The organism is Bradyrhizobium cajani (assembly GCF_009759665.1).
Lineage (GTDB): Bacteria > Pseudomonadota > Alphaproteobacteria > Rhizobiales > Xanthobacteraceae > Bradyrhizobium > Bradyrhizobium cajani.
Map to the genome: position 1 here is coordinate 263218 of NZ_WQNE01000004.1, position 21375 is coordinate 284592.

The 21375-nt window shown below is 64.5% G+C and carries 21 protein-coding genes; 3 read left to right on the plus strand and 18 right to left on the minus strand.

The genetic code is table 11. The features are described from left to right. Window positions 1–97: 97 nt before the first annotated feature. Window positions 98–1012 (plus strand): DMT family transporter, encoded by a 915-nt coding sequence (locus GPL20_RS08135; protein ID WP_157329074.1) that lies wholly within the window; start codon window positions 98–100, stop codon window positions 1010–1012. On the opposite strand, the gene GPL20_RS08140 is transcribed toward GPL20_RS08135, so the two are convergent. From GPL20_RS08140 to GPL20_RS08215, 16 genes are all read right to left on the minus strand, one after another. After that, window positions 991–2046, minus strand: coding sequence for a YeeE/YedE family protein (locus GPL20_RS08140; RefSeq protein ID WP_157329075.1), 1056 nt, complete (start codon window positions 2044–2046; stop codon window positions 991–993). The genes GPL20_RS08135 and GPL20_RS08140 overlap by 22 nt on opposite strands. Before the next feature lie 114 nt (window positions 2047–2160). Next, window positions 2161–3165: a quinone oxidoreductase family protein gene (locus tag GPL20_RS08145; RefSeq protein WP_157329076.1), complete on the minus strand. Its 1005-nt coding sequence runs from the start codon at window positions 3163–3165 to the stop codon at window positions 2161–2163. 51 nt (window positions 3166–3216) lie between these two features. Further along, window positions 3217–4548, minus strand: a complete 1332-nt coding sequence (paaK, locus tag GPL20_RS08150) for a phenylacetate--CoA ligase PaaK (RefSeq protein ID WP_157329077.1) — start codon at window positions 4546–4548, stop codon at window positions 3217–3219. 44 nt (window positions 4549–4592) lie between these two features. Continuing rightward, entirely contained in the window at window positions 4593–5042 is a 450-nt protein-coding gene (gene paaI / locus GPL20_RS08155; protein ID WP_254125876.1) for a hydroxyphenylacetyl-CoA thioesterase PaaI, read from the minus strand. 101 nt (window positions 5043–5143) lie between these two features. Continuing rightward, window positions 5144–6226: a 1,2-phenylacetyl-CoA epoxidase subunit PaaE gene (gene paaE, locus GPL20_RS08160; RefSeq protein WP_157329078.1), complete on the minus strand. Its 1083-nt coding sequence runs from the start codon at window positions 6224–6226 to the stop codon at window positions 5144–5146. Window positions 6227–6394: 168 nt separating this feature from the next. Further along, window positions 6395–6898: a 1,2-phenylacetyl-CoA epoxidase subunit PaaD gene (paaD, locus tag GPL20_RS08165; protein WP_157329079.1), complete on the minus strand. Its 504-nt coding sequence runs from the start codon at window positions 6896–6898 to the stop codon at window positions 6395–6397. Continuing rightward, entirely contained in the window at window positions 6892–7668 is a 777-nt protein-coding gene (paaC, locus tag GPL20_RS08170) for a 1,2-phenylacetyl-CoA epoxidase subunit PaaC (RefSeq protein ID WP_157329080.1), read from the minus strand. The genes paaD and paaC overlap by 7 nt, the downstream gene beginning before the upstream one ends. A 140-nt stretch (window positions 7669–7808) precedes the next feature. Next, complete coding sequence (gene paaB / locus GPL20_RS08175; RefSeq protein WP_106942621.1) at window positions 7809–8096, minus strand: 1,2-phenylacetyl-CoA epoxidase subunit PaaB; 288 nt, start codon at window positions 8094–8096, stop codon at window positions 7809–7811. 9 nt (window positions 8097–8105) lie between these two features. Further along, complete coding sequence (paaA, locus tag GPL20_RS08180; protein ID WP_157329081.1) at window positions 8106–9098, minus strand: 1,2-phenylacetyl-CoA epoxidase subunit PaaA; 993 nt, start codon at window positions 9096–9098, stop codon at window positions 8106–8108. Between the two features lie 76 nt (window positions 9099–9174). Next, window positions 9175–10041, minus strand: coding sequence for a phenylacetic acid degradation operon negative regulatory protein PaaX (gene paaX / locus GPL20_RS08185; protein WP_157329082.1), 867 nt, complete (start codon window positions 10039–10041; stop codon window positions 9175–9177). A 246-nt stretch (window positions 10042–10287) separates the two neighbouring features. Continuing rightward, window positions 10288–11058, minus strand: coding sequence for an esterase/lipase family protein (locus tag GPL20_RS08190; RefSeq protein ID WP_157329083.1), 771 nt, complete (start codon window positions 11056–11058; stop codon window positions 10288–10290). Window positions 11059–11244: 186 nt separating this feature from the next. Continuing rightward, complete coding sequence (locus tag GPL20_RS08195) at window positions 11245–12531, minus strand: DUF445 domain-containing protein (protein WP_157329084.1); 1287 nt, start codon at window positions 12529–12531, stop codon at window positions 11245–11247. Window positions 12532–12711: 180 nt separating this feature from the next. Further along, window positions 12712–13167 (minus strand): phasin, encoded by a 456-nt coding sequence (locus GPL20_RS08200; RefSeq protein ID WP_157329085.1) that lies wholly within the window; start codon window positions 13165–13167, stop codon window positions 12712–12714. Window positions 13168–13375: 208 nt separating this feature from the next. Beyond that, complete coding sequence (locus tag GPL20_RS08205) at window positions 13376–13969, minus strand: GNAT family N-acetyltransferase (protein ID WP_157329086.1); 594 nt, start codon at window positions 13967–13969, stop codon at window positions 13376–13378. Continuing rightward, window positions 13966–15048 carry a PHA/PHB synthase family protein gene (locus GPL20_RS08210; protein ID WP_157329087.1) on the minus strand — a complete coding sequence of 361 codons (1083 nt, stop codon included), beginning with the start codon at window positions 15046–15048 and terminating at the stop codon, window positions 13966–13968. The genes GPL20_RS08205 and GPL20_RS08210 overlap by 4 nt, the downstream gene beginning before the upstream one ends. Further along, window positions 15045–15428: a hypothetical protein gene (locus GPL20_RS08215; protein WP_157329088.1), complete on the minus strand. Its 384-nt coding sequence runs from the start codon at window positions 15426–15428 to the stop codon at window positions 15045–15047. Before GPL20_RS08215 ends, GPL20_RS08210 begins: the two co-directional genes overlap by 4 nt. 165 nt (window positions 15429–15593) lie before the next feature. On the opposite strand from GPL20_RS08215, the gene GPL20_RS08220 reads away from it, so the two are divergent. Further along, window positions 15594–16508, plus strand: a complete 915-nt coding sequence (locus GPL20_RS08220; RefSeq protein ID WP_254125874.1) for an alpha/beta fold hydrolase — start codon at window positions 15594–15596, stop codon at window positions 16506–16508. 127 nt (window positions 16509–16635) lie between these two features. Further along, a complete protein-coding gene (locus GPL20_RS08225; protein ID WP_157329090.1) occupies window positions 16636–17100 on the plus strand; it encodes a nuclear transport factor 2 family protein in 465 nt (154 codons plus the stop codon). 154 nt (window positions 17101–17254) lie between these two features. On the opposite strand, the gene GPL20_RS08230 is transcribed toward GPL20_RS08225, so the two are convergent. Next, window positions 17255–17929: a spermidine synthase gene (locus GPL20_RS08230; protein ID WP_157329091.1), complete on the minus strand. Its 675-nt coding sequence runs from the start codon at window positions 17927–17929 to the stop codon at window positions 17255–17257. 117 nt (window positions 17930–18046) lie between these two features. After that, a complete protein-coding gene (locus GPL20_RS08235; RefSeq protein WP_157329092.1) occupies window positions 18047–21283 on the minus strand; it encodes a bifunctional cytochrome P450/NADPH--P450 reductase in 3237 nt (1078 codons plus the stop codon). Between the last annotated feature and the right edge of the window lie 92 nt (window positions 21284–21375).

Consider the following 21375-nt stretch of genomic DNA (forward strand, 5'->3'; position numbering starts at 1 on the left):
TCCGAAACTGGCACCTTCTTCCTTTCCGATCTGGCACTTTTTCTAGTGCCAGCCCGGATGCTATCCGCCGCACTGGACGGCTTCAAGGACCTCCGAGATGAACTCACTGTCACCCCGCGCGGCCATCGGCCTGTTCCTCATCGTCGTGCTGGCCTGGGGCGTGAACTGGTCGGTGACGAAGCAGCTCGTGCAGTTCCTTTCGCCACTGTGGACTTCGGCAATCCGAAGCTGGATCGCGCTGGCTGGATTGTTCGTGATCCTCGGGCTTAGCAACAATCTGGTGATTCCGGAGCGGCGCGACATCCCGGTGGTCCTGAGCGTGGCGCTGCTGCACATGACGGTGTTTTCGGTCCTGGTTGCGGCCGGTGTGCGCTTCCTGCCCGCGAGCAAGGCCATCGTGCTCGGCTACACCACGCCGCTCTGGGTCGCACTCGCCGCCCCTCTGCTCGGAAAGGACACGCTGACCGCGCCAAAGCTCGCAGGTGCTCTGCTTGGATTGATCGGCCTTGCCGTTATCCTGAATCCGGCCTCGATCAACTGGACCAATGCCAACGCCCTGCTCGGCGCCGGCATGGTCATCCTGGCCGCGATCTCCTGGGCCGCGAACATCATCTGCATCCGCGCACATCGGTGGATCGCATCCCCGCTCCAACTGCTGATCTGGCAGGTGCTCGTGGCAACGATCGTGCTCTCGGTGGGAGCGACAATCGCGGACGGCCTCCCGCACGCGGAGTGGTCGTGGCGACTCGTATTGCTGTTCCTTTATTCGGGGCTGGTCGGAACGGCGCTGGCCTATTGGGCGATGTCGATGGTCAACAAGAGCATCTCGGCCCTGACCACCTCCCTCGGCACCACCGGGACACCGCTCGTCGGCATCGCCAGTGCTGCGATCCTGCTGGGCGAGCCCATCGACATGAGTCTTGCGATTGCGGCCGCACTCATCGTCACCGGCATCGGCCTTGCGACGCTGGGCGACCGGCTGCTGCGCGGTCAGGCCACCGCGAGGGGCTGAACGCGCAAGCTTCCGCGCAGGCCTGCCGTCGTGCCGATCAGGATGCCGGCGACCGCGACGAACGAGCCCAGCGCCAGCGTCGACACGCCGGTGAGGCCCTGCCCGATCGAGCAGCCGAACGCCATCACGCCGCCGATCCCCATCAGCGCCGCGCCGGTGCCCGAGCGCAGCATGTGGCGCGGCGAGGAATAGCTTTCAAGCTTGAAGCGGCGCGTTGCAATTGCCGTCACCAGGCTGCCGGCGAAAACGCCGGCAACCGTCGCGCTGCCGAAGTTGGGCGTCAGGCCGGTCGAGAGCATGGCGTATTGCAGCGCGTCCGCGATCGGCGCGACGAAGGTGAGCGAGGTCACCGGCACCGGATTGAAGTCGTCGGCGCCGAGATAGCCGGTGACGAACCAGCCGCCGGCCACGAGAAGACCGACGAGAACGCCGGCGGCGATCTGGCCCGGCGAGCGGCGGAACGCCGGATGCGCGAACGCGAACAGGATCAGGGCGACGACGATCGCGGCGGCAGCAAGCGCACGCGAAACCGATTCCGCGGCACCGAACGTTGCCAGCAGCGACGGCAGCGAATTCGCGTTGACGGTCGTTTGCGACGCCTGGACCAGCGCAATGCGGGCCGGCGCGACCAGGCCCTTGAGCGTCATCTGCGCAGCAATCGCGAGCACGATCACGACGACGAAGGAGCGGAGATTGCCGCGGCCGAGCAGCACCAGCGCCCGCGAGCCGCAGCCGTTCGACAGCACCATGCCGTAGCCGAACAGCAGGCCGCCCAGGAACAGCACCGGCACCGAAAAGGTCTGTTGCAGATAAATGGACTTGCCCAGATCGACCGTGCCGCTTCCCGCCAGGAATTGGCTGACGGCGATCGCAACCGCCATCGCCAACGCATAGGTCCGCACCAGCCGCCCGTCCCCCTGTGCGAGCCAGCCGCGCATGCTGCTCATCAGGCAAAAGCCGCTGAGCAGGCCGACGGCGCCGTAGATCAGGCCAATGACGAGGCCGGCAAGGATGACGAGCTGGGTCGATTCCATCGGTTGTCTCAGGTCTTTCGCCAATCTCCGTCATTGCGAGCGCAGCGAAGCAATCCAGGCTGCCCGCCGCGGATACATTCTGGATTGCTTCGCTGCGCTCGCAATGACGGCGCGTTACGGCTTCAGAATCACTCTATCGCGAGACGAGCCGGCGACGGCGACATACGCCTCCTTCGCGCGCTCGAGCGGATAGATCGCACTTGCCTTGATCGGAAACGGTTTCAGGAGCCCACTGGCAAAGCCGGGACCAAGGTCGCGCAGCACCGCGCCTGTTGCGGCCGAGGACAGGCCGAGCGTGTCGATGCCGACATAGGTGTGCTGGCCGCGGTAGAATTCCAGAATGTTGAACTGCACGATGCGATCGATCGCGGCGATCAGGATCTGGCGACCGCGCAACGCAAGCGACTTGTGCGCCGCCTGAAAATAGGGATCGCCGACCGTGTTGAAGACGATGTCGGCGCCCTTGCCACCGGTCAATTCGCGCACGCGCGTCGCGACGTCGATCGCGGAGGCGTCGATCACCGCGATCGGTCCGCTGGCATGCCCCTCATAGGCTTCCGCCTTGCGCACGACGCCGATCACGCGCGCGCCCTGCCAGGTCGCGATCTGCACGGCGGCCTGACCGACCTTGCCGTTGACGCCGAACACCAACACGGTCTCGCCGCTCTTCGGCACGCCGGCACGGCGAAAGCCTTCCATGGCGGTGACGAAGGGAACGCCAATGCCGGCGGCCTCTTCCCACGACACAGTCCCGGGTTTCTCCACGACCGCATCGACCTCGACGACGAGATGGCTCGCATGGGTCCCGTCGCGGCGGATGCCGAGATCGCCGGAAGAGCCGAACACCTCGTGGCCGACCGTGCCGGCCGGCCCGTCGATCACCACGCCCGCATAGTCGCGGCCGGGGGTGCGCGGGAACACGGCATAGGGCATCAGCCCCGTCGCGGCCTTGACGTCGGACGGATTGACGGCGGCGGCCTTCACCTCGACCAACAGATCGTTCGGACCGCGCGTGAGGCTATGATGCTCGACGATCGGCGCAAGCGCGGCGGCATTTTCGGCCTTGGCGTTGAGGCGCACGCAACGCGCCTCGACGGTTCTGGTATCGGCTGGCGACATCAAAAGACCCACGATTTCTCGCGGGCCTTGTCGCCTTTGGGGCCGGTCAAGTCAATCCTTCGGCCGCTTGTCGTAGAGACGCTTGGCCTTGCCCAGCGAGCGTTCCAGCGTGGCGGGCGCGACCACTTGGACCTTGGAGCTGATGCCGATCGTGTTCTTGATGTGGGTCGAGATCCGGTCGGCATGATCGACGAGCCCCCTTCCGTCCCAGCTCTCGGGCCGTGCCTCGGCGATGATGGTCAGCTCGTCCATGCGGCCTTCGCGGGTCAGCTCCAGGATGAAGTGCCCCCCGCACCAGTCGGTGGCGAGCAGCACCTCCTCGATCTGGGTCGGGAACAAATTGACCCCGCGCAGGATGATCATGTCGTCGGAGCGGCCCGTCACCTTCTCCATGCGCCGCATGCCCGGCCGCGCCGTGCCCGGCAGCAGTCGCGTCAGGTCGCGGGTGCGATAGCGGATCACCGGGAACGCTTCCTTGGTGAGCGAGGTGAAGACCAGCTCACCCTTCTCGCCGTCGGGCAGCGCCACGCCGGTCTCGGGATCGATCACTTCCGGATAGAAGTGATCCTCCCAGATGTGCAGGCCGTCCTTGGTCTCGATGCATTCCTGCGCGACGCCGGGGCCGATCACCTCCGAGAGGCCATAGATGTCGGTCGCATCCATGTCGAAGGCATCCTCGATCTCGCCGCGCATCGCGTTGGTCCAGGGCTCGGCGCCGAAGATGCCGACCTTGAGCGAGCACTGGCGCGGATCGAGCCTCTGGCGCTTGAACTCGTCGAGGATCGCCAGCATGTAGCTCGGCGTCACCGTGATGATGTCGGGCCGGAAATCGTTGATGAGTTGCACCTGCCGTTCGGTCATGCCGCCGGAGATCGGCACCACCGTGCAGCCGAGCTTTTCTGCGCCATAGTGCACGCCCAAACCACCGGTAAACAGGCCGTAGCCGTAGGCATTGTGGATGATCATGCCGGTGCGGCCGCCGGCCGCGCGGATCGAGCGCGCCATCACGTCGGACCACGTGTCGATGTCGCGCTGGGTATACCCCACCACGATCGGCTTGCCCGTCGTCCCGGAGGACGCATGCACGCGCACCAGTTTTTCGCGCGGCACGGCGAACATGTTGAAGGGATAGTTGTCGCGCAGGTCCGTCTTCACGGTGAACGGAAATTTCGCGAGATCGGAGAGCTCGCGAAAATCGGACGGATGCACGCCGGCTTTGTCGAAGGCCTTGCGATAGTGCGCGACGTTGTCGTAGGCGTGCTTCAGCGACCAGCCCAGACGTTGCTTTTGCAGCGCCATGATCTCGTCGCGCGACGCGCGCTCCTGCGCGTCCATGTCAGCACTATAAGCGCTGCCACCTTCCTTGCGTCTCGTCAGAGCCATCCTCGATTCCCCACATCATTGGTCTGTTCTTTTTATTGCTGCGTTTATTGATCTTGTGCCGGCAGCCACGTGCCGGGAATGACACGCGAATGCCCGCGGAATTCCGCGATAACGATGTCACCGGCCGTCACGCTCACGTCGTAGATGCCGGAGCGGCCGTTGCGGGTCACTTCGCGCGCCTTCGCAACCAGGAGGTCGCCGAGTTTGCCCGGCTTGATGAAGGTGATCTGGCCCTGCGCCGCGACGACACGCTCGTTGTGCGAGTTGCAGGCGAAAGCGAACGCGGAATCGGCGAGCGTAAAGATGAAGCCGCCATGGGCAATGCGCTGACCGTTGACCATGTCCGGCCGCACCGTCATCGCAAGCGTCGCAAAGCCCGGACCGATCTCGACGATCTCCATGCCGAGACCTTTTGAGGCATCGTCTTCCGCCCACATCGCGTCGGCACAGGCGCGGGCGATATCCTCGGGCGACAGGGCGGCCTTGACGTTCACGCGCTTCTCCCGGCCAGCTGTTTGCTCATGATGTTCTGCTGCTTGGCTCACACTGTCAAATAATGCGACGCATTTGCATTGCCGGGTTCTGATCCGCCCGTTCAGACATGGTCGTAATCGACCACGACCCGCTCCGACGACGGCTTCGCCTGGCAGGTCAGGACGAAGCCGGCCTTCAGCTCCCAGGGTTCCAGCGAATAGTTGATGTCCATCGGCGCCTCGCCCTCGACCAGCTTGGCGCGGCAGGTCGAGCACATGCCGCCCTTGCAGGCGAAGGGCAGATCGACGCCGGCACGCAGTGCCGCATCGAGGATCGCTTCATCCGCGGCGACCGGCACCTCGCGCCGCTTGCCGTCGATGATCAGCGACGCGATCGCCTTCGGTGGCGCATCGGGCGCAACAGCCTTCTTCGGCCGCGGCTTGCCGCCGAATTCGGAGACGAAGCGCTCCACGTGAATGCGCTCCTCCGCGATGCCGAGATCGCGGCAAGTCACCTCGATCTCCTCGCTCATGCCTGATGGACCACAGATGAAGACGTGATCGACGCTTCCCGCCGGCACCAGCGAGCGCAACAGCACCCTCACCTTGTCGCCGTCGAGCCGGCCATGCAGGATCGGGATGTCCTGCTCCTCGCCGGAGATGACGTGGAAGATCGAGAGGCGATCGATGAAGCGATCCTTGAGCTCCTCGAGCGCCTCGAGGAACATGATGTTGTCGGTCGCACGGTTGCCGTAAAACAGGAAGAAGCGGCTGTCCGGCTCACGTGCGAGCACGCCCTTCACGATCGACAGGATCGGCGTGATGCCGGAGCCGGCGGCAAAGCCGACATGGACGCGCCCGCAATCGGCCGGCGGCACCACGCCAAAGCGCCCGGTCGGCGTCATCACGTCGAGCTCGTCGCCGCATTTCAGCTCGTCCGCCGCCCAATTCGAAAACGCGCCGCCGTCCACCTTTTTCACCGCGATGCGGATCTCGCCGTCGTTGGGCCCGGAGCAGATCGAATAGGAGCGTCGCACCTCCTCACCATCCAGCGTGGTGCGGAGCGTCAGGTACTGGCCGGGGGTGAAGGCATAGTCGCCGGCGAGTTCGCCCGGGATGGTGAAGGTCATCGAGACGGCGTCGGACGCCTCGCGACGGAGGTCGCTGACGGCCAGGCGATGGAAGCGAGGTGCGGCTGCGGACATTACGGGCACCCTGAATTTGAACCACAGCTGTCATTGCGAGGAGCTCGCGACAAAATTGCGAAGCAATTTTGCGCAGATGCGACCAAGCAATCCAGACTGCCCCTGCGGAGACAGCCTGGATTGCTTCGCTGCGCTCGCAATGACGACGGGGTTGGCATCGTGCTCATCTCAATGACACTTGAAGTAGTCAAACGGTTCGCGGCAGGCCTTGCAGCGCCACAGCGCCTTGCAGGAGGTCGAGCCGAATTCGGACAACAGCTCGGTCTTGTCAGAGCCGCATTGCGGGCAAGCGACGGCCTGCCCGCCGAACAGCGCGCGGCGCGAGCTTGCGGCTTGCGGCGGCACGATGCCGTAGGCGCGCAGCTTCTGGCGGCCCTCCTCGCTCATCCAGTCGGTGGTCCAGGCCGGCGACAGCACCGTGCGCACCTTCGGACGATGGAATCCAGCGCGCTCCAGGGCGACCTCGATTTCGAGCGCGATCATGTTCATGGCGGGACAGCCCGAATAAGTCGGGGTGATCGCGACCTCGACATGATCGCCGTCGAATACGACGTCGCGCAGCACGCCGAGATCGGCGATGGTCAGCACCGGAATTTCGGGGTCGACCACGCTGGCCGCGGCATCCCACGCGCGTTGGCGCAACTCGCTATCGTGCTCGAGCACCGTCACCATGTCAGCCCCGGGAAGGTACGCTGCATCGACTGCAACTCGGACAGGAGATGGCCGAGATGCTCGCTGTGGCGGCCGGCGCGGCCGCCCTGCTGCATCCAGTCGTTCTGCGGCAGCTCGAGCGTTGCTTCGCTGATGACATCGGAGAGCGTCGTCAGCCAGCGGCCGCGCAAGGTCCCGGGATCGATGGCGATACCGGCATGAATCAGGGCGCACTCGCCGTCGTCGACGGCGAACATCTCGCCGGTGAAGGCCCAGAGGTGGTCGATCGCAGTCTGCGCCCGCACGTGGCTCTCGTCCGTGCCGTCGCCGAGCCGGATGATCCATTCCGAGGCATGGCGCAGATGATAGGCGCTCTCCTTCTCGGACTTGGCGGCAATCGCCGCGAGCGTCGCGTCGCGCGAGGTCATCATCGCGCGCCAATAGAGGTCGGCGAAGGCGGAATAGAAGAACTGGCGAACGAGCGTTTGGGCGAAATCGCCATTCGGCTGCTCGACCAGCAGCAGATTGCGGTACTGCCTGACGTCGCGCAGGTAGGCGAGCTTGTCCTCGTCATTATCCTTGCCCTCGACCGCGGCGGCGTAGGTGTAGAGCTCCCGCGCCTGGCCGATGAGATCGAGCGCGATATTGGACAGCGCCATATCCTCTTCCAGCATCGGCGCATGCCCGCACCATTCCGACAGCCTGTGACCGAGGATTAGGGCATCGTCGGCGCGGCGCAGCGTGTAGAGCACCATCGGCGTTTCGGAGACCTGGATGTTGGCGACGGGCATCGGTCCTATCCATCTATCCACTTGTTCCGACCTCATCCTGAGGAGGCGCGAAGCGCCGTCTCGAAGGATGGGCCATGAGTCACGGGCCTTCATGGTTCGAGACGCCGCTTCGCGGCTCCTCACCATGAGGAGAGAGAGCGCTACATGTGCCCTACTTCTTCCGGCACCTCGTAAAACGTCGGGTGCCGATAGATCTTCGATTCCGCCGGTTCGAACATCATACCCTTATCTGCGGGATCGCTTGCAGTGATCGCGGTGGACGGCACGACCCAGATCGACAGGCCCTCGCCGCGGCGGGTATAGATGTCACGGGCGGCCTGCAGCGCCATGGTGGCGTCGCTCGCGTGCAGCGAACCGACATGCTTGTGCGCGAGCCCGTTGCGGCTGCGAATGAAGACTTCCCACAGCGGCGTGTTCGGCGTGGCCATCGTGATCTCCTATTCGGCGGCTTGCGCCGTCTGGCGATGCGCGCGCTTTGCGGCATAGGCGGCAGCCGCCTCGCGCACCCAGGTCCCCTCCTCGTGCGCCTTGCGGCGCGCGGCCATGCGGTCGCGATTGCACGGGCCGTTCCCGGCGAGCACCTGCTTGAATTCGGTCCAGTCGATCTCGCTGTAGCGCCAATGCCCGTCGGCATCCTGCGTCATGCCGGGATCGGGAATCGTCAGCCCGAGATATTGCGCCTGCGGCACGGTGGCATCGACGAACTTCTGGCGCAGCTCGTCATTGGAGAAACGCTTGATCTTCCACTTCGTCGAGGTGTCGCTGTGCTGGCTCGTCGCGTCCGGCGGGCCGAACATCATCAGCACCGGCCACCACCAGCGGTTCAGCGCGTCCTGCGCCATCGCCTTCTGCTCGTCGGAGCCGCGACACAGCGTCAGCATGATTTCGTAGCCCTGGCGCTGGTGGAACGACTCCTCCTTGCAGACGCGGATCATCGCGCGCGCATAGGGGCCATAGGAGCAGCGGCACAGCGGGATCTGGTTCATGATCGCGGCGCCGTCGACCAGCCAGCCGATGGTGCCGATGTCGGCCCAGGTCAGCGTCGGGTAGTTGAAGATCGAGGAATACTTGGCCTTGCCCGCGAGCATCGCGTCGACCAGTTCTTCACGCGATGTGCCGAGCGTCTCGGCCGCGGCGTAGAGATAGAGCCCGTGGCCGCACTCGTCCTGCACCTTGGCAAGCAGCGCCGCCTTGCGGCGCAAGGTCGGCGCGCGCGTGATCCAGTTGCCCTCGGGCAACATGCCGACGATCTCGGAATGGGCGTGCTGGGAGATCTGCCGGGTGAGCGTCTTGCGATAGGCCGCCGGCATCCAGTCGTTCGGCTCGATCCGCTCCTCGGCGTCGATGCGGGCCTGGAACTGCGCAGCCCTGGCCGCATCCTCGAGACCGCGGTCGTCGGCCTCGGCCGTGTTCAGCGCCTGGGTATACATGCGCGTCCTCCCGTTTTATTGGGAGGCAATATATAACAGAAATTACTTCATGCAAGATATTTCTGTAACATATAAATCAGGTGCCAAACCGCCGCTCGAGGAGCTTCCGCGCCGGCGGCAGCGGCCCCTTCTCGTTGGTTCCATGGCCGTCAAGCCATTGTTCCGACGGAGCCAGCAGGGAGCGATAGATCTCGCCGCAGAGCTCACGTGCGGCCCTGCCCGGCCAATCCGCCGGCAGCAGGCTCTCGGGCAGCAGCGGATCGCGCAGTACCACGCGGCGGTAGTGGTGGATCAGCAGGATGCGTGCGGTGAAGGCATCGGCCTCGGACAAATCCGAGCCACGCGCAATCGCTGCGCGAAGCGGCTCGAACGTCTTCATGAATTTCAGATAGGCGTCCGCGGTGCGGTGCAGCGGCCAGCTTGCACTGAGCAGACGGCGACCGCTGTCATCCTCGGCCGAGACTTCGAGACGGATCGCGCCTGAGGCTTCGTCTGGCACCGGCACGCCTGATGGTGCGACCCAGACGCCCGGCAACGGACTGCCGAAGCCGGCATTGCGAAGCGCTTCGCGCGAGACGTCGCGATCCTCGCCATTGCCGATCAGCAGCAGCTCGAAGCGCCCGGTCCAGTCGGATGGCGGCGGATCGTAGATGTGACGTGTCGCAGCCTCAAAGGTCTGGCGGCCCTTGTCGGCCAGGCGATAGAAGCTGTTGCGGCCCACCTTTTCGCGCGTCAGCCAGCCGTCTGCGGCGAGCCGCGACATTGCGGTGCGCACGACACCGCTGTCGATGTCGAGGCTTTCGAAGAACTCCAGCAGCGTGCCGAGCCACACCACACCGCCGCGCGGCACGATGGCGTCGCCGAACACGGTGATGACGATGGAGCCGGTGCGCGACGGCTCGCGCTTGAGCTGGTCGATGATGCGGGACAACGGATGCGCCATGCGCGAGGCATAGCGCGTTTGGTGTGGCTGCGACAATGGACGGGAACGACGTGAAGCGGACACGCTCGCACTTCTCCCTCTCCCCGTTCTTACGGGGAGAGGGTCGGGGTGAGGGGCCGCTTCAGCAATGGCGGTAACAGAAGGACTTGCGGAGAATCCCCCTGACCCGCCACGCCCCGGACGATGCTTCGCATCGCTCGGCGCGTGTCGGCCTTTCCCCGCAGGCGGGGAGAGGGAAGAAAGAGATCACCGATGCGGATCGGGATACACCACGCTGCGCCAGCCGCTGCGGTCGAACGGCCGCCACTGGCCTTCCTTCTGCGCGAGGCGGTCGGCCACCGCATAGACGACGGCGGGGTGATGACCCATGCCGCAATGGCTGCTTTCGACCTCGATGCTTTCGGTCTGCGCGCCCACCTTCTCCATGCAGCCCTGCCAGGCGCAGACGCCGTCGGTGCGGCTGAAGACGGCAGTGGTCGGCACCGGCGGCGGCACGGCGAGCTCGCCGCCGAAGCGTGGATCGACCTCGTCGGCCTTGCGGCCGCTCGCCCATTCATAGACGCGCCAGGCATTGGTCGAACGCGGATCGCCGGCAAAGGGGCTGCCGAGCGTAATCACCTGGCGCACGCGATCCGGCATCATCTTGGCGAGCTGACGTGCGTAGAGACCGCCGAGACTCCAACCGACCAGGCTGATCTTGCGGCCATGCGTGTCGTTCAGCTCCTGAACCAGATCGACCATTCCATCCTGTACGCCTGGACGCAGGCCATAGTTGCGGCCCTGGCGCCAGCCGCTCACCGCATAACCTTTGCCGGTCAGAAACGCGCGCAGCGCGCGTGTGGACGCGTCCGAGGCCACAAGGCCGGGCAGCACCAGCACCGGATGCCCGTCGCCGCGCGGCGCGAGGCTCAGCAGCGGCAGCGCGCCGAGGAATGCGCCGAACTCGTGGATCGCGCGCCCTTCCAGAAACATCAGAGTACGGGACGGCGGACGCAGCGTCTGGGCAGTAGCGGTCATCAATGTTTTCCCTGGGAAGTGCCGGCACGCGGCCGGCAGATGGGCATGAATTCCAATACGCCGGCTTCTCGAACGTTCCGCAGCGCAACATGAATCAGCTAAGCGGCCGGTTCCCGACATTCAAGCGGGACAGACGCGAGGTCACAATAGGCCCGCGCGTTAATGCTAACGGCCGTGACGCAAAAGTCACAGCAACCGGAGCACGAACTCTACGGAGTAGAGCACTAGTCCAGCGAGACCGCCGATCAGCGAGCCGTTGAAGCGGATGTATTGCAGGTCGCGCCCTATGTTGATTTCGATCAGCGAAATCAGCTGCGCCATATCCCAGGCCTTGACCTGGTCGGAGATGAAGGTGGAGACGCCGCTCTTCTGATCGGCGACGAAGCTGCGCAGCACCGTCACCAGGCCCTTGTTGATCTCACCGCGCAGCTCGACATCGCCCGCGAGCGCCTCGCCCGCGGCGACGAACATGCCGGCGAGATGATGTTGGAGCACCTGCGTTTCGCCGCTTGCGCTGCGCTCGATGAAGGAGCGCGTGTTGGCGCAGACCGTGCGGGCGAGATCGGCGAGCTCGGGCCGGGCCAGGAGATCGCGCTTCAGCCCGTCGATGCGGTCGATATAAGCCTGGTCGGTGCCGAGCCGATCGACGAAGCTCAGCACCATGCGGTCGAACTCGCCGCGGAACGGATGCTTGGGATCGCTGCGCACCTCGTTGAAGAAAGCGGTGGCGGACGCGACAATCTTGTTCACCAGAAACTTGTCGGCGCGATAGAGCCTGAGCAAGGTGGGCAATTCCGCGCGCACCTTCTCGCGGATCATCGCCATCGTCTCCTGCTGGTTCAACGTCTCGTGCATCACGCGCAGGAGATCGTCGAACAGGATCTGATGCCGTCCCTCCGCGACGAAGCCGCGCAGCGTGCCGGCGGCGAGCGGCGCAAGATCGATCGCCTGGAGCTGCGAGGACATACGGCGGATGATGAAGGTCATCAGGCCCGAGCTTTCCGTCGCCGAGAACGCCTCAGGCAACAGGCGCAGCGCGAAGCGGGCAAGATCATCGCTTCGCTTGCGGTCGCGCAGCCAGTCGGCGACGAAGGAGCCGAAATCGATCTCCTTCAGCTTGGCCTCCACGGGACCCGCCTCGAGGAAATGAACCTGGATGAACTCGCCGAGTTTGTCGGCGATGCGGGCCTGATTGCTCTGGATGATCGCGGTGTGCGGGATCGGCAGGCCGAGCGGCCGCTTGAACAGGGCAACGACGGCATACCAGTCGGCGAGCCCGCCGATGGTCGCGGCTTCCGCAAAGGCCGCGATGAAGCCGAACGCGGGATGCACAGGGAGAAGCCATTTCGCGACGACGAACAGAGCAAGCGTCGAGGCGAGCACCAGCGTCGCAAGCGCTTTGACGCGACGCAGCTCGGCTGCGCGTTCGGCATCGCCCGGGGTGTCGAAGGAAAAGGTGGACTGAGAGCGCATTGTGAATTGGAGACTACGTCATTCCGGGGCGATGCGAAGCATCGAACCCGGAATCTCGAGATTCCGGGTTCGCCCTTCGGGCGCCCCGGAATGACGAACTGTGATGACACCAGCGGCGCAAAAACAAAGGCCCGCCGAAGCGGGCCCCAAATTTCAGTTTATCTACTCAGGGCGCCTAGATCAGGCGGTCTTGGTGTAGACCTTGGCGAAATTGTCCTGAGCGGACTTCGCACCGTTGGCGGCGAGCTTGCCGAAATAGTCGGCGGTCGCCTTGGCGCGCGAGACGAACACTTCGCCACGCGAACGGAGCAGGCTCGACTGGATCTCGACGGCCTCGCTGATCGACTTGGCGGACGCGAGCTTGTCGATGCCCGAGAAGAACGCCTCGGCGTCCTCGTAGATCGCCTGCTGGATGTTGCGGCTGATCTTGCCGGCCTCGGTGACGGACTCGGTCACCGCGTTCTCGACGGCGGCGGTCACGCGCTCGGAGCCAGCGAACACCTCGGCAGCACGGTCCTTGGCAGTGTTGGCAGTCTTCTTGACGAACTCGCGGGCGGCCTCGGGAACTTCCAGGTTCTGGATGTTCTTGAAAGCGTCCTTGAAGCCCTCGAAAGCGGTGTTCGTTTCAGTGGTCATGGGGTTCTCTCCATCCTCATTGGGTTGAGCTATGGGCTCACCCCGTCCGCATTGGCCCGGGGCACGGCCTATGTCGCATAGTTAATTGTGCGATGCAACAATCATATTGCACTGCGATATCACGAAATCGTGAAAAGCCCTAACGGCAGGCACCGTGCTGCCTCCGTAGCCCCGGGACGAATTAGGTTCGCATCGGGCGGACTTCGCCTCAGTGCTGGACGGCCCCCGGCAGGCCGTAGGCCTCCATTTGGGCCTGGACCTGCGCGATATTGTGCCCGAGCACGACGATATCGTGGGTCTTGCCGTCGATATCCCGGACGTGATCGCGCAGCAGCGCCTCTGCCTTGAAGCCGAGGCCTTCGAACAGGGCGATCGCCGCCTGCTGGTCGACCGTCATCTGGACCGAGAGCTTTTCCAGGCCAGCGCCGAGCGCCAGCGCAAAGGTCTCCTGCGACAGTGCCCGCCCCACGCCCTTCCCGCGGACGTCGGACGAGACCACCATGCGGATCTCGCCGACATGGGGCGACCAGGAATGCGGGTCGCGCACCAGGGTGCCGCAGCCGACGACCTTGCCGTTGCTGACCGCGAGCAAGCTCGTGATCGCGCCGCGCTCGATCTCCTTGACCCAGGCGGAGAGCACCTTCGGCTCGCTGATGTTGCGCGGCAGGAACAACAGGTCGTGGGTCGGAAGGCCCTTGCCGAAGGCGAGCACCGCGGCCTCGTCCGCGGGCGACATCAGGCGGATCTCGATATCGCCGGCGTCCGTCTTGACGTGACGCGGATAGGAACGCTGCTCGCTCATGTCGATCTCTTTCCCAGCCAGGAGTCCAGTTTCGGCCACAGCCGCTTCACCGCGTTGGCACCGGCGACGAGGGAGACGTGACCGCCCTTCAGCATCACCTCTTCCTTGTCCTCGGATCCGATCTTCGCGATCAGGTGCTTGGCGGCGTCATAAGGCACGATGTGATCATGCTCGGCGACCGCATGCAGGATCGGTACCTTGATATTCTCCAGCTTCGCCGCGCGGCCGCCGACCGACATGGTGTCGTTGAACAGCTTGTTGTCCCACATCAGGTCCTTGGTGATGGCGCGGAAATACTCGCCTGCGAGCGGCAGCGTGTCGGTCGCCCAACGATCGAACATGCGATAGGATTTGACGAACTCGTCGTTCCAGATGTTCTCCCAGAGCTGGATCTGGCTCACCGTGCGCGAGGCCGGGCGCAGCATCTCGAACGAGGACAGGATCATCTCCGGCGGCACGTTGCCGACACTGTCGACGAGGCGGTCGACGTCGAAATAGCGGCGGTCGGAGAAATTCGAGAACAGCTTCATCTCGCGGAAGTCGATCGGCGTGGTGAAGCAGATCAGATTCTTCATCGGCCCGTCCTTGTGGATCGAGCCGTAGAGCAGCGACAGCACGCCGCCGAAACAATAGCCGATGACGGACACGTCCTGCTCGCCGGAATCGGCTTGCACGCGGCGGACGCAGTCCGGGATGAAATCGAGGACGTAGTCCTCCATCCGCAGGCTCTTCTCCTCCGGCCGCGGTGCAGTCCAGTCCAGCATGTAGACGTCGTAGCCGCGCCTCAGCAGGAACTCGATGAAGCTCTGGCCGGGCACGAGGTCGAGGATGTAGCCGCGATTGGTGGTTGCCATCACGATCAAGATCGGCACGCGGTAGATCTCGTCCGACATCGGACGGTAGTGATAGAGGCTCATGGTGCCGCGCGAATGCAGCACGTCTTTCGGCGTCGAGCCAAGCGTGGGACCGGAGGTCGAGAAATATTCGACCCCCTTGATGCCGCGCATGATGGCGCGCTGCACCTCGGACTGGATGCGCTCGGGGATGGATACGAAATCGAGTCCCGTCGGCGCATTCATGTCCGCTCTCCGCCTTCGGAGGGCGGACGCTTCGTCCGCGGCGGCCGCGGCGTCGTGTCGAAGCCTTGCGATGTTCCAGAACCCGCCGCCATCTGGCTCAACATCGACTTGATCTCGTGGACCTGGGCTTCGATCGACTGGAGCCGTTCCGCAAGGCCCGTGACCTGCTCCCGGCTCGGCAGGTTCATCGCGACGAGATATTTCTCCATGACCTCGCCGAGCTGCTTCTGAGCACCTGCAGCAACTCCGCCAGCACGGTTCATCGCCTGTGAAAACTCGGGCGACGACATGGCCTGGTTGGCGAAGGAGTTGAACCCCTTCTCCATCTCGCCCATCATCTGCTGCCACATGGCGACGGGGTCGTGGGTCTTGTCGGTCATCGGCGTCCTCCGGATGTCGAGAGCTGCGATGCCCTTCTTTTTCCGTCATACCACACCGTTGCGAGGAGCCGGTCAACCGGCAAGCGGCCCGGTGCCGCGCACCCGGCTTCTTTGCCGCGGGAAACCGTGCAATACAGCATTGGTCAGCAGCAAGGGATCGCAACCGTGACCACCCATCAGCCGCCCCAGACCGTTCGCGCCAACGGCATCGACATCTGCTACGAGATCTTCGGCAACGACAACGCCGAGCCGCTGCTGCTGATCATGGGGCTCGGAGCGCAGATGATCCATTGGGACGATGCGTTCTGCGAGCAGCTCGCCGCTCGCGGCTTTCGCGTGATCCGCTTCGACAATCGCGACATCGGCAAGTCGAGCCACCTCACCGGCGGCAAGCGCCTGACGCCGCTCGAACTGTTGAAGCTGCGCTTCCTCAAAATTCCGGTGGCCGCAACCTACAAGCTGATCGACATGGCCAAGGACACGGTCGGCCTGATGGATGCGCTCGGCATCAAGTCGGCGCACCTGGTCGGGGCCTCCATGGGCGGCATGATCGCGCAGGAGGTGACGCTGTCGTTTCCCGAGCGCGTGCGTTCGCTGACCTCGATCATGTCGACCACGGGCAACCCGCGCGTGCCGCCGCCGACACGCGAGGCCGCCGCGATGCTGATGGCGCCGCCGCCGCGCAGCAAGGAGGAGTTCATCGTCCGCTACGGCCAGACCTGGAAGCTCTTGCGCGCCGGGTCCTTTCCGGAAGAGGAAGCGCTCGATCCCGGCCGCGCCGAACGCGTCTTCGCGCGCGGGCTCAATCCGGCCGGTGTCGGCCGGCAGCTCCGCGCCGTGCTCGCCTCCGGCAGCCGCAAGGAGCGGTTGCAAGGCGTGAAGACGCCGACGCTGGTGATCCACGGCACGGTCGATCCCCTGGTGCGCCCCGAAGGCGGCAAGGACACGGCAGTATCAATTCCAGGCGCCAAGCTGCTGATGATCGAGGGCATGGGGCATGCGCTGCCGATGCGCTTCTGGCCGGAGATCATCAGCGCCATTGACAAGCACGCACATGGCGCAGCGGCGCAGGCGGCGTAGACCGACGCAGATAGTCTCCTCTCGGTGACCATGTGAGCTGCCGGTTACTCTCTTAACGCGAACCGGCGCGAGAGCTATACAAGCCTGCCTCAATCGCAAGAAAAGGCTACGGCCTCCTGGAGCTCACATGCATCTCATCATCCGATCGGCCGCAATGGTCGTCGCTTCAGCTCTCATGCTGTCCCTCGCAAGCGGCACCGCGATTGCCGCCAGCGCGCAAGAAGAAGCCAATCGCAAGACCGTGCTGGCCTTCTACGAGAAAGGGCTCAACCAGAAGGACGCCGATGCTGCGCTCGCCTATGTCGGCGACCGCTACGTCCAGCACAATCCAAATGCTGCCGATGGTCCAGACGGTTTCCGGAAGTTCATCGGATTCCTCCGCGAAAAATTTCCGAACTCGCACAGCGAGATCAAGCGCAGCTTCGTGGACGGCGACTTCGTCATACTGCACGTCCACTCCGTTCACGAGCCCGGCAACAAGGGGCGCGCGATCGTCGATATCTTCAAGCTGGAAAACGGCAAGATCGTCGAACATTGGGACGTCGTTCAGGACATCCCCGAGAATCCTGCGAACAGCAACACGATGTTCTAGCTCGGATGGTGGGCACGGCGCGCGCTCTTCGCGCGCCGTACCCACCATCCATCCGCATCGACGATGGAAATGGTGGGCACGCTTCGCTTTGCCCACCCTACGATTCCGTCCCGGATTGCGCTGCGCTCCATCCGGGCTACGAGGGCTCGACGGCTTAGCTCTTCTTCGCCATCCAGATCACATGGCGTGCGCCGCCGCCTCTGCCGGTGGCGCGGACGTTGATCTCGTTGACGTCGAAGCCGGCGCTGCCAAGGCGCTTGGTGAATGCGGGATTGGGTCCCGACGACCAGACGGCGAGCACGCCGCCCGGCCGGAGCACCGTCTTCGCCGCTTTCAGCCCACTTGCATTGTAGAGCGCGTCATTGCCCTTCCGGGTCAGCCCTTCCGGCCCGTTGTCGACATCGAGGAGGACAGCGTCGAAGGCCGATCGTTGCGCCCGGATGATTTTGGCGACGTCGGTTTCCCGGATGCTCACACGGGGATCGTCGAGACTGTCGCGAAAGACCTCAGCCATTGGGCCTCGCGCCCAGGCCACCACGGCAGGGACCAGCTCGGCCACCACGATCTCCGCCTTGCTTCCGAGCACGGCGAGCGCCGCGCGCAGCGTAAAACCCATGCCCAGCCCGCCGATGAGGACGACGGGCTTTGCGACCGTCTCGATCTGCTTCGCCGCAAGCGTCGCCAGCGCGGCTTCGGAACCCGACAGGCGGCTGTTCATCAGCTCGTTGGTGCCGAGCATGATGGAGAACTCCTTGCCGCGGCGCATCAGGCGGAGCTCCTCGTGGGAGCCGGGGATTTTGGCGGTATCGATCTTTTCCCAGGGAATCATGGGAGAGCTTTAGCACGATTACTTCGTAGCCCGGATGGAGCGAAGCGTAATCCGGGGCTGTTTCTCCGCTGAGAGACCGCCCCGGATTTCGCTGCGCTCCATCCGGGCTACAAGCACCTACCCACCCGCCCAGACGTCGAGCACATATCGATTCTTCGTACCCATCTCCTCGATCCAGCGTGCAGCCGCGGCGGCATCGCTGCCGCTCTTCTCGCGGTGGATGGCGACCAGCGCGGCCTTCACATCCGGCTCCATCTTGCTGCCATCGCCGCAGACATAGATGATGGCGCCCTGCTCGATCAGCGGCCAGACCTTGTCTTTCTGCGCGGCGATCACGTGCTGCACATAGGTCTTCGGCCCATCCGCGCGCGAGAACGCGGTGAAGAGCTCGGCGATGCCGCTTGCCGCCAACGTTTTTAGTTCATCGGCATAGAGAAAATCCTGATCGGGATGGCGGCAGCCGAAGAACAGCATCGCCGGCCCGAGCGCGGCCCCCTTCGCCTTGCGTTCGGCGCGCTCCTGGAGGAAGCCGCGGAACGGCGCCAATCCCGTGCCCGGCCCGATCATGATGATCGGCGCGGATGTATCATCCGGCAGCCGGAAGCCGGCCTTGGTCTCGCGCACGGTGGCATAGATCGTATCGCCCGAACGCCGATTGGCGAGGTAGTTCGAGCAGATGCCCTTGTAGGTGCCGCGCCCCGAGGCCGCCGGCCCCTCGACCACACCGACCGTGACGCTGCAACGCGCCTGGTCGACCGACGGCGAGGACGAGATCGAATAATAACGTGGTGCCAGCAGCGAGAGCATTTCCAGATAGGCATGGAACGGCAGCTCGCAGGCCGGATGTTCGAGCAGCAGGTCGAACACCGATTTGCGCCTCGCCAGGATCTCAGTGCGGTAACGCTCCAACTGCTCGGCTTCCTCGCCAACGAAGGCCTGCAGCTTCGGCTTGGTGACGGGGCAGCGGGTGTGCTCCGCCATGATCTGGATCTGCTTGCGCGTCGCCACCTGCTGCAACTCGACGAATTCGCTGAGCAGGCGGCCGACCGACACGGCCTCGCCGACCGGCAATTGCGCGCGGCGGCCCTCGGCGACCTGAAGCCTGATCTGGTCCGCCGGCAGGAAGCCGAAGCGGCGGGCCACCGAATCCACCAGCGTCGGATCGTTGCGCGGGACGACGCTCAAATGATCGCCGACGCGGTAGGTGATGTTGGACGGCAGCTGCACCTCGATATGGCGCGTCGAGCGCTCCGACGGATTGGACCCGGTCTTGTTCTGAAGCTCGTCGTTGATCAGCACCTTCATCGCCACCGCACCGCCCTGCGCAACGATGGTGTTGACGGCAGTCACCGCCACCGGCTCGATCGCGTAGAGCGGATCGTCCTCCGCGGTGCGGGTGAAATTCCAGTCGATGCCGAACTCCTTGGTCGCAACCTGGGCGGCGGCGGGGAACCATTTCTGGAACTGGCCGTCGAGATCGCTGCGCGCATCGCCTTCGCCGCGCGGATAGACCGCACGCGCACCATGCTTGGACAATTGCTCGTCGATGAAGCGCGGCACCGATTGATAGGTCGCCGCCCAGTCGCTGTTGCCACAGCCGAACACGGCGTAGCGCACATTGGCAAAGGCATCCTTCGGCAGGTCCTCGCCAAGCCATTTGACGAACTGCGTGGCGTTGTCCGGCGGTGCGCCGTTGTAGGAGGCGCAGATGATGAGCACGCCGCCCTCCTGCGGCAGCTTGCCGACGTAATCGTCGAGCGGTCCGAGATGCACGGCAAAGCCGTTGATCTCGGCGAGATCGGCCATGCGCGTCGCGAGCTCCTCGGCGGTGCCAAGATTGGAGCCGTACAGCACCAGCATCGGCGTGTTGTGGCCGGGCCGCGTGGTCGGCTGGCGCGGCGCTTTCGGCGCCGAAACCGTCGCCGCGACGGGACCGCCATAGGCGCCGCGCTCGCGGTCGGCGCGCGGACGCACCTTGATCTTGAAGCCTTCCGGCTTCATCGTCAGGGTTTCCTTCAGGTGCATCTGATAGCGCTGGTGGTCGATCAGCTTGAAGCGCTGCAGGATCATACCGAGCGCGAGGGCGGCCTCGTGCATGGCGAAGCCGCGTCCGATGCAGGCACGCTGGCCGTTGCCGAACGGCTTCCAGGCGTTGATCGGCCGCTTGGCCTCCGCCTCGCGGCTGAAATTCTCGGGATCGAACGCGTCCGGGTTCGGGCCCCAGACCGAGGGATCGCGATGCAGCGCGGTCACGAGGATCGTGACGAACGTGCCCTTCCTGAGCTTGTACTTGCCGCCGCCGATGGTCTCGTCATTGAGCGGCGAGATGCCATAGGCCGGCGCCGGCGGCCACAGCCGCAGCGCCTCTTTCAGGATCTGCGTGATGTAGGTGAGCTGCGTCACCTGCTGGTAGGTCGGCTTGGCATTGACATCGGGCCCGAAGACGCGGTCCACCTCATCATAGGCCTTCTTGAGGACATCCGGATGCTTGAGCAGAGCATAGAGCGTGTAGGACAACAGGCCGCTGGTGGTCTCGTGGCCCGCAATCAGGAACGTGTTGATCTGGTAGCGGATGTTGATGTCGTCGAGCTGCTCGCCGGTGGAACGGTCGACGCCGGTCATCATCGCGGCGAGCATGTCCTTCTTGTCGTCGATCCCTTCCGCGCTCTTGCGGCGCTCGGCGATGATCTCGTCGACCATCTTGTTCATGAAGGCGACGTCTTCGGCCAGGGTCTTGCGGCGCTTCTGCATCCAGAGCTGCTCGAACGGCAGGCCGCGCGTCATCATGATGGTTTCGAGCGAGCGCACCAGCGACTCCACGAAGGGATGGTAGTCGCGGCGGTAGAACGAATTGAAGCGGTAGTCGAAGCCGCACAGGCCGATCGTGTCCAGCGTCAGCGCGGTCATGTCGTGGACGACGTCGATCTCGTCGTCGGCGTTGAGCCGCTCCCATTTTTGGACGAGTTGCTCGGCGATATCGACCATGCTCGAATGATAGGATTGCATGGCGCGGTTGCCGAAGGGCTGGAGCAGGATGTTGTGCGCCTTGCTCCAGTTCGGCTCCCTGGTGTCGGCCGTGAACAGACCGTCGCCGCCGACTGCGCGCACGCGCCGCAGCGCGCCGCGCACCGTCTTGTCGAACCGCTTCTCGTCAGAGAGCTCATCGACGAGATCGTGGCCGGAGACGACGACGATTGGCGAGCCCATCATGTCGAGCCAGAAGATCGGACCGAGCTCCTTGGCGAGCCGCGTCAGGTGCTGAACGGGGGCGGCCGAGTCCAGCGACAACATGTTGCCGACCACCGGCTTGGTCGGCGGATGCGGAATCGGGTCCAGACGGTTCTTGGATGACATTAAATGCGCTTCCCCCTGATCGCGTCATTCCGGGGCGATGCGCAGCATCGAACCCGGAATCTCGAGATTCCGGGTTCGCCCTTCGGGCGCCC

Coding starts and splice junctions, on each gene's coding strand:
- GPL20_RS08145 (WP_157329076.1), bottom strand. CDS start 3,165: ATGTCGCCAGCCGATACCAGAACCGTCGAGGCGCGTTGCGTGCGCCTC.
- GPL20_RS08140 (WP_157329075.1), bottom strand. CDS start 2,046: ATGGAATCGACCCAGCTCGTCATCCTTGCCGGCCTCGTCATTGGCCTG.
- GPL20_RS08210 (WP_157329087.1), bottom strand. CDS start 15,048: ATGAATGCGCCGACGGGACTCGATTTCGTATCCATCCCCGAGCGCATC.
- paaK (WP_157329077.1), bottom strand. CDS start 4,548: ATGGCTCTGACGAGACGCAAGGAAGGTGGCAGCGCTTATAGTGCTGAC.
- GPL20_RS08135 (WP_157329074.1), top strand. CDS start 98: ATGAACTCACTGTCACCCCGCGCGGCCATCGGCCTGTTCCTCATCGTC.
- GPL20_RS08200 (WP_157329085.1), bottom strand. CDS start 13,167: ATGACCACTGAAACGAACACCGCTTTCGAGGGCTTCAAGGACGCTTTC.
- paaB (WP_106942621.1), bottom strand. CDS start 8,096: ATGGCCACGCCGAACACGCCGCTGTGGGAAGTCTTCATTCGCAGCCGC.
- GPL20_RS08205 (WP_157329086.1), bottom strand. CDS start 13,969: ATGAGCGAGCAGCGTTCCTATCCGCGTCACGTCAAGACGGACGCCGGC.
- GPL20_RS08225 (WP_157329090.1), top strand. CDS start 16,636: ATGCATCTCATCATCCGATCGGCCGCAATGGTCGTCGCTTCAGCTCTC.
- paaD (WP_157329079.1), bottom strand. CDS start 6,898: ATGGTGACGGTGCTCGAGCACGATAGCGAGTTGCGCCAACGCGCGTGG.
- GPL20_RS08230 (WP_157329091.1), bottom strand. CDS start 17,929: ATGATTCCCTGGGAAAAGATCGATACCGCCAAAATCCCCGGCTCCCAC.
- GPL20_RS08215 (WP_157329088.1), bottom strand. CDS start 15,428: ATGACCGACAAGACCCACGACCCCGTCGCCATGTGGCAGCAGATGATG.
- paaA (WP_157329081.1), bottom strand. CDS start 9,098: ATGTATACCCAGGCGCTGAACACGGCCGAGGCCGACGACCGCGGTCTC.
- paaX (WP_157329082.1), bottom strand. CDS start 10,041: ATGGCGCATCCGTTGTCCCGCATCATCGACCAGCTCAAGCGCGAGCCG.
- paaE (WP_157329078.1), bottom strand. CDS start 6,226: ATGTCCGCAGCCGCACCTCGCTTCCATCGCCTGGCCGTCAGCGACCTC.
- GPL20_RS08195 (WP_157329084.1), bottom strand. CDS start 12,531: ATGCGCTCTCAGTCCACCTTTTCCTTCGACACCCCGGGCGATGCCGAA.
- GPL20_RS08235 (WP_157329092.1), bottom strand. CDS start 21,283: ATGTCATCCAAGAACCGTCTGGACCCGATTCCGCATCCGCCGACCAAG.
- GPL20_RS08190 (WP_157329083.1), bottom strand. CDS start 11,058: ATGACCGCTACTGCCCAGACGCTGCGTCCGCCGTCCCGTACTCTGATG.
- paaC (WP_157329080.1), bottom strand. CDS start 7,668: ATGCCCGTCGCCAACATCCAGGTCTCCGAAACGCCGATGGTGCTCTAC.